A 7,057-nucleotide genomic window follows, 5' to 3' on the forward strand; every position below is an offset into this window, starting at 1 on the left:
GCATACTGTAATATGGTGTAGATTAACTGATGCCAATATGAAAATTAAAAAATTAGAGTATTTTGATGATGAATATCAATGGAAACTGGAACCGGTCGAGTTTTTGCCCAATCTGAATCTACTGGTTGGGGTATCCGGGGCCGGAAAAACGCAAATCTTAAAATCAATCCGTCGGTTAAAAGCGATCGCCAATGGTAAACCGATGAATGGAGTCCAATGGAGTGTTTGTTTTGAGACGAATCAAAATATTGAGTATCATTGGAGTGGTCAATTTGAAACAAAAGAAAATATTACACCGATTGATACTGATTCGGACGAAAACGAGCCAGTTAAAATTCTCCACGAGAAATTACAATGTAACGGAAAGACTCTCGTAGAAAGGACAGGAGAAGAAATATTTTTTGATGATGTAAAAACGCCAAAACTCTCTCCTTTTGAAAGTGTTATCGAATTATTCAAGCAAGAAGACAGTATCATTCCCGTCAAAGAAGAGTTAGATAAAATTATTCTGACTGACTCAGAGCGTGATTTCGATCAAATGTGGCGACTGCCAGTTTCTATTTTTAAGAAATATGAAAATGCTTCTTTGTCAACACTCAAGGAAAGTGATCTTCCGATTTTCGTCAAACTAGCCATACTATATCGAACACTGCCCCGAGAGTTTGCAATCATCAAAAAAACTTTTACCAATATTTTTAATAAGGTATCTGACATTAAGATTGAAACCATTAAAAATGAAGAGTTACCGATCGCTTTATCTCAACTCTTAAAAGAGGCGACGATTGTCAGCATTAAAGAAAAAGGCGTATCGACCTGGATTGACAATATTTCATCGGGAATGTACAAAACATTGATGTATATCAGCGAGTTGTATTTATCTCCCGATAATTCTGTCATTCTAATTGATGAATTTGAGAATAGTTTGGGTGTCAATTGTATGGATAGTGTGACCGATTTAATTTTGAATCATCAGAATTCACAATTCATTATTACCAGTCATCATCCGTATATCATTAACAATATCAGTCCGGCATTTTGGAAAATCGTGACTCGACAAGGCAGCTTGGTAACAGTCAAAAATGCCAAAGATTTTCATATTTCAGAATCGCGACAGAAAGCGTTTATTGATTTAATCAATATTCTTGAAGATGAGGACGATGAATGAATATTTACTTTTTGGTGGAGGGACGAAGTACAGAAAAGAAGATTTATCCCAAATGGCTTGAGTATCTTATCCCCGAACTTGAAAGAGTTGATTATCATGATCAAGCGATCAAAAACAACTATTATATCATTAGTGGCAGGGGTTATCCCAATATTTTATATGATGGTCTAGATAATGCAATTAACAAAATTAATGAAACCAACAATTATGATTATTTGGTGATTTGTGTAGATGTAGATGAAGATACTGTCGATGAACGAGTGATTTATATTCAAAATTTTATCAAAGATAGAAATATTAATTTGGGCGGGACGGAAATTATAATTATTGCACAGAATCGATGTATAGAAACTTGGCTGTTGGGAAATCGTAAAATTTTTGATTCGAGGCAACCCCAGGAATATCCATTGTCAGATTATGTTAGTTATTATGACGTTTCTCAAAACGATCCGGAATTGATGGGTCAGTATAATATGAAAAATCATGCTGACTTTCATTTTGAATATTTGAGAGAAATTTTTATAGCAAAAAATATCATTTATACCAAAAAAAGACCCGGGGAGGCTCAGAAACAGTATTACTTGGACGAACTCAAGAGAAGAGTCACAAACAATCCCGACCATTTAAAAAGTTTTCAAACCTTCTTGGAATTTTGCAAAAAAATGAAAAGAGAAATGTAGAAGGCGAAAATTTACGAAGGTCGAGGAATAAATGATACCGAGATCCGCTATACTGTAAGATGGGATCGATCGCGATCGCCGACGAGATCAGTCGTACACCCAAGGGGAAGGGAGGAAAAAAGCGGTGTTTGGTCAGAAACTCATTTCATTTCCGCCATTCTCCGCCGCGATACGGAAATATTTTCCCGATCGAGATGCGGTGCGATCGCAACTTCGCCTATTTTACGATCGCGCGATCGCCCTGTTGATCCTCGCCAACGTCACCCTGGTCATATTTGACCTCACTTATATCAAACATCGCACGTCCTATTTGCGCCTTGATCGCTACCACCAAACCCGCACCGACAGCCCCCAAAAAGACTATTTACAATTAGTCGATCGCCTCAAAAATACCCTCGAAACAGAGGGGTTGGACTCCCCCGACGTCGAACCCCTCCTGGCCCAATTGCGACGGTCCGGCATCGAGATCCTGATCGAAAATCCGCCGTTTCGCGTCCGGGATGCCTACGGAACTTGGGCGGCGATCGAAACTCGGTTCACCGAACATCTCGAAACCGACGATCTCCGAGAGGCGCTAAATACCTTTTGGAGTCGGGACTATTTCGCCGAGGTGGGGTGGGAAAATGCCCTGGAATTTTTCAATTTAAATATACGATATATTTTGACGCTATACGAACCTTTTTTGGGATACGACCTCATCAAAGGCATCGAACCCTATCGCGACTCCCAAAATTATCTGATAACCGTCGCCGATCTGCGGGCAGTCCTCAACTACGAGGGCTTGAATTCTCCCCGAGTCGAACCGATGTTAGAACAACTTCGGGAACTCAGCGTCGAGATGGTTGATCGCGATTTCATGGTGCAAGCTCAAGACACCCTGGGAATTCTCGCCCACATCAAATATCGGATGATCGAGCACATCTTCAGCCGCGATCCCTCCTCCACATCACACCTGACACCGACCCTACAATTTCTCTACTCAATCGGCGTTTTAGATATTCTTTCCCCCGAAGTGCTGTGGGCGGACAAATCCTCCAAAGAAGCCTTTAGAACCTTCTGGAGTGTGGAGAACTTGGAACGGGAGGGATGGCAATCCGAACTCGCTTTTTTCGACGATGAAATTTCCCTGCTGATGCAGTCGATGTACTTCCGACACCTGGGAATAAACGGCGAATTTATCGATCGCTTTTGGCTGGTGGATCTGCCCTGGTTATTTATCTTTTGGGCGATCTTTATGATCGAAATTTGGTTTATCCGTTCCCGAAATCCCACCCTCACCGTCGGGGCGGCAATCCGACAGTTGTGGCACCATTTATTTCTACTCATTCCCATCGCCAGACTCACCCGTTTGATTCCTGCTTTCATCCGCCTCGATCGCGCCAAACTGCCCGACATGGCACCTCTGCGCGCCCAAATTCGCCTGAAAGTGATCGCCAGTTTTTCCGATGAATTGATTCAAGTCACCGTCAATCAAGGCATCAACCAACTGCAATCCACCGTCAGCGGTGGCACCCTGCGAAAAGCCGTTTTCAAATCCCCCCAGGAATCCAAACCCGAGACAGAAGATGATGATGTCGCCCAACTGAGCGCGATCGCCGGCCGGCTGCTGCAAGTCACCGCCTGCCACGTTTTGCCGGAAGTGCAGCCGGATTTGGAGGCGTTTTTATATTACCAAGTCGATCGCTCCGTCCAACAGTCCGCGATCGCCCGACGCCTGCAACGCATCCCCTTCCTGCGGCGACTTCCCGATCAAATTACCGAAAATTTGGTGACGCGAATTACCGCGATCGTCACCCAGCAGCCCAAAAAATCCTACGAAGCCTCCCAAACGAAAATACCCGATCCCATCGCCCAAAAATTGCAGCAGCGGCTGGTGACGCGGTTTATGGATACGCTGCGATCGGAACTGCAAGACAACCAAACCATCGAAGAGGTGGAAGTGATTTTGGTGGACTGGCTGGAACAGGCGAAAATCAACGCCGCCAAAACGCCCCCACCGAAGCGGAAACCCGCCCTCAAACCCGCCGCCGTCCCGGACACCAAACAAATTTTACCCGGTGAGAATTTGGACAAAAAAAGGCAAGATTAAAAGACAAAAATACAAACCATAGCAACGAGCGAAGATCGTGGTAATATCAGATCCGGTTATTTGACCGCACAAACTCCCCAATCATCGACCGATGATTTGAGCTGGTAGGGGCCCCTGGCTTGCGCCCTCGGGAATTGATTCCCAAGCGGTTTTGATATCGAACCCGTTTTTTTTCGGGCATTCAACCGGATTTGATATAACAGTTTAAATGCGGTAAGAAACCTTCAAACTCTGATCGAAAAGCCGTTTCAGTTCCCGATTCCCGATTCCCGATTCCCTATTAAGCTATAAAATAGCAGGGATTGGATGAAATCCCTGCTACTTCGCCCTCACAATTGACCGGCATCTGGATTTATCGCAGGTATCGCGCTCGCGTGTTTACAGTTCCGGAAAAGGGGAAAAACCTCGAAACCCCGATGAAAAGGGGATTTCCCTTCCCCACACCCCACGCCCGCACACCCCACACCCCAGCGCGCAGCGCTATATAATTCAGACAAAGCTGAAGATATTACTATCTTCCAAACTCACATCGGTGACACCCTCCAAAATTGCCACCAATCCGATGTCAGATCCGGCGGTTTCCGAGGTGATGCGGTAAATCGCCGTCGCATTGGTAAAGCCTTCCGGTAAATCCCCGAGTTGATAGTCAGCCACAGTACCGGACAACTCGATAATATCGACATTGGGCTCGAAGTCATTCACGAGGCTGTAACCTTCACCTTCAACCCCGTACAGGACATCATTATTTTTGTCGCCCCACAATTCATCATTGCCTGCACCGCCGACGAGGGTATCATTCTGTTGGCCGCCAAACAAGGTATCGTTGCCATCGCCTCCGAACAAATTGTCATTATCTTTGTTTCCAGACAAAATATCATTTTGCTGGTTGCCGACGAGGGTATCGTTCTGCTGACCGCCGAAGAGGGTATCGCCGCCCCCCTGTCCGTTCAGGAAGTCATCCCCTTGGAAACCCAACAGCGTTTCATCCGAGGCACTGCCAATGATAACGTCAGTGTTATCGCTGCCGAAAAACTGGCCCGGAAATTCTTCCGAAGGTTGGGTGACAAAGTTATCAAACGTAGCCGAAGAAATGGCTGCTGGCGGTCGAGTTTCGCCGAGGACAAAGGTATCGGCGCCGTCCCCTCCCCGGAGTGTATCCACCTCGCCGGTGAGGTTGACGGGGATAACATCCAGATCGAAGGTGTCTGTCGTCCTCAAACTGCCGTCCGAGACGGTCACGGTAACGGTCGTGCTGCCCGATTGACCTTCGACGGGTGTCAGTTGAATGGTCCGCCGTTCGCCTTCGCCGCCGAAAACGATATCCTGATTCCGAACCAAATCCAAATTGCTGGAAGTGGCCGTGACGGTGAGGTTGTTGGCCGTGGTTTCCGCATCATTCACGGTAAATGCGATCGCCCCGGTGGAACTATTGGCGATCGCATTTTGATCGCCGATATCGGAAATGGTGGGGGGGGTGTTCTGCGGTGTCGGCGGCCGAGGAGGCAAGGGAACAGGAACGACATCCAAATCCCGGTTGGTAACGGAAACATCGGCCGGATCGATATTGACGAAGGCCGGGTCGTCGCTGACGGTCGGATCTAAAACGACGTTGTAGGTTTGATCTCGGTCAACACGGCCGAAGTCGCCGATCCCCCTCACCGTTACCGTCTGAGGTGTATCCCAGTTAGCCGGCGTGAAGACCAATTGATTGACGCTGACGGTCCCCTCCGTGTCGTCGTCGCTGCTGACGCCGATGGAAACGTTGGCGATGGGCGGGCTGTCGAGGACCACCGTAAATGTGGCGGTTCCCCCGGCTTCCGTCGTCACCAAGCCACTGGTGGGATCGACCGTGACCCCCGGAGTCGGGTTGACAGCCACCGCCACGGTAGCCGTCGCCGTCTCGGTCCCGTCGCTGACGGTGTACTCAAAACTGGCATTTCCCGTAAAGCCCGTTTGGGGGGTGAAAACCACGTTGTTGCCGTTGAGTTGCACCGTGCCGCTGGCGGGGTTGCCGACGGCGGTGACGGTCAGGGTATCCCCATCCGGATCGGTGTCGTTGGCCAGCAGAGTGGCGGCGGGGATGGTCAGGGGTTCGTTGAAAAAGGCCCGGGCCGTGTCATCTTGCGGTTCTGGCGGGGCGTTGATGACATCCACGTTTGTCACCGCGACATCGGTGGGGTCAAGTTCGTTGTACTTGGCATCGTCGCTGGTGGCGGCAGCCAGTGCGACGGTGTAGGCCTGGTCCCCGTCTACCACCTCATCGGCCACACCCGTCACGGTGACGGTTTGGGGGGTATCCCAGTTTTCGGCTGTGAAAGTCAACAATTCGGTGGAAACCGTCCCCTCTGCGGTGTTGGAACTGCTCAGAGCGATCGCAACATCGGCCGTGGGTTGGCTGTCGAGAACCACCGTAAATTCTGCCGTCCCCCCCTCTTCCGTCGTGGTCAAACCTGTCGTGGGAACGACGGTAATTCCGGCGGTATCGTCATCGGTGTTGGTGACGGCGACATCGCCGGGGTCGATCCCCTGATAGAGCTCGTCATCGCTGGTGAGGGGTCCCACTTGCACGGTGTAGGGTTGGTCGTCGTCGTCCACGGGGTCGTCCACACCGGTCACGGTCACGGTTTGGGCCGTATCCCAGTTGTCGGGTGTAAAAGTCAACGACGCGGGGGAAGCCGTCCCCTCGGATGGGTCCGAACTGGCGATCGGAACCGTCACGTCGGCCGTCGGTTGGCGATCGAGGACAACGGTAAATGTGGCCGTCCCCCCGGCTTCCGTCGTGGTCAACCCTTCTGTCGGCGTCACCGTCACGCTCCCGGCTACCACATCCTGGTTTGTCACCGTGACATCATCGGGGTCGATACCCTCATAGTTGGCATCGTCGCTGGTGGCCGCAGCCAGTGCGACGGTGTAGGCTTGGTCCCCGTCTACCACGTCATCCGCCACACCCGTCACGGTCACGGTTTGGGCCGTATCCCAGTTCTCGGGGGTGAAAGTCAATAATTCCGTGGAAACCGTTCCCTCTGCGGTGTTGGAACTGCTCAGGGCGATCGCAACATCGGCTGTCGGCTGGGTATTGAGAACCACCGTAAATTCTGCCGTCCCCCCGTCTTCCGTCGTGGT

At 49.6% G+C, this 7,057-nt stretch carries 4 protein-coding genes; 3 read left to right on the forward strand and 1 reads right to left on the reverse strand.

The window, feature by feature from the left end; translation table 11 throughout:
* Positions 1–37: 37 nt before the first annotated feature.
* The 3 genes from LKE08_RS13895 (at position 38) to LKE08_RS13905 (ending at position 3,934) form a co-directional block, all read left to right on the forward strand.
* Positions 38–1,165, forward strand: coding sequence for an AAA family ATPase (locus LKE08_RS13895; protein WP_324704830.1), 1,128 nt, complete (start codon positions 38–40; stop codon positions 1,163–1,165).
* Positions 1,162–1,845 carry a hypothetical protein gene (locus LKE08_RS13900; protein ID WP_324704831.1) on the forward strand — a complete coding sequence of 228 codons (684 nt, stop codon included), beginning with the start codon at positions 1,162–1,164 and terminating at the stop codon, positions 1,843–1,845. The genes LKE08_RS13895 and LKE08_RS13900 overlap by 4 nt, the downstream gene beginning before the upstream one ends.
* Positions 1,846–1,969: 124 nt before the next feature.
* Positions 1,970–3,934, forward strand: coding sequence for a hypothetical protein (locus tag LKE08_RS13905; RefSeq protein WP_324704832.1), 1,965 nt, complete (start codon positions 1,970–1,972; stop codon positions 3,932–3,934).
* 489 nt (positions 3,935–4,423) lie between these two features.
* Here LKE08_RS13905 and LKE08_RS13910 read toward each other — a convergent pair.
* Positions 4,424–7,057, reverse strand: a 2,634-nt coding sequence (locus LKE08_RS13910; RefSeq protein ID WP_324704833.1) for an Ig-like domain-containing protein, incomplete at its 5' end; no start/stop codon positions are given.

Origin of the sequence: Lyngbya sp. CCY1209 (assembly GCF_035615495.1) — a bacterium.
Classification (GTDB): domain Bacteria; phylum Cyanobacteriota; class Cyanobacteriia; order Cyanobacteriales; family Microcoleaceae; genus Limnospira.

Coding starts and splice junctions, on each gene's coding strand:
- LKE08_RS13900 (WP_324704831.1), top strand. CDS start 1,162: ATGAATATTTACTTTTTGGTGGAGGGACGAAGTACAGAAAAGAAGATT.
- LKE08_RS13895 (WP_324704830.1), top strand. CDS start 38: ATGAAAATTAAAAAATTAGAGTATTTTGATGATGAATATCAATGGAAA.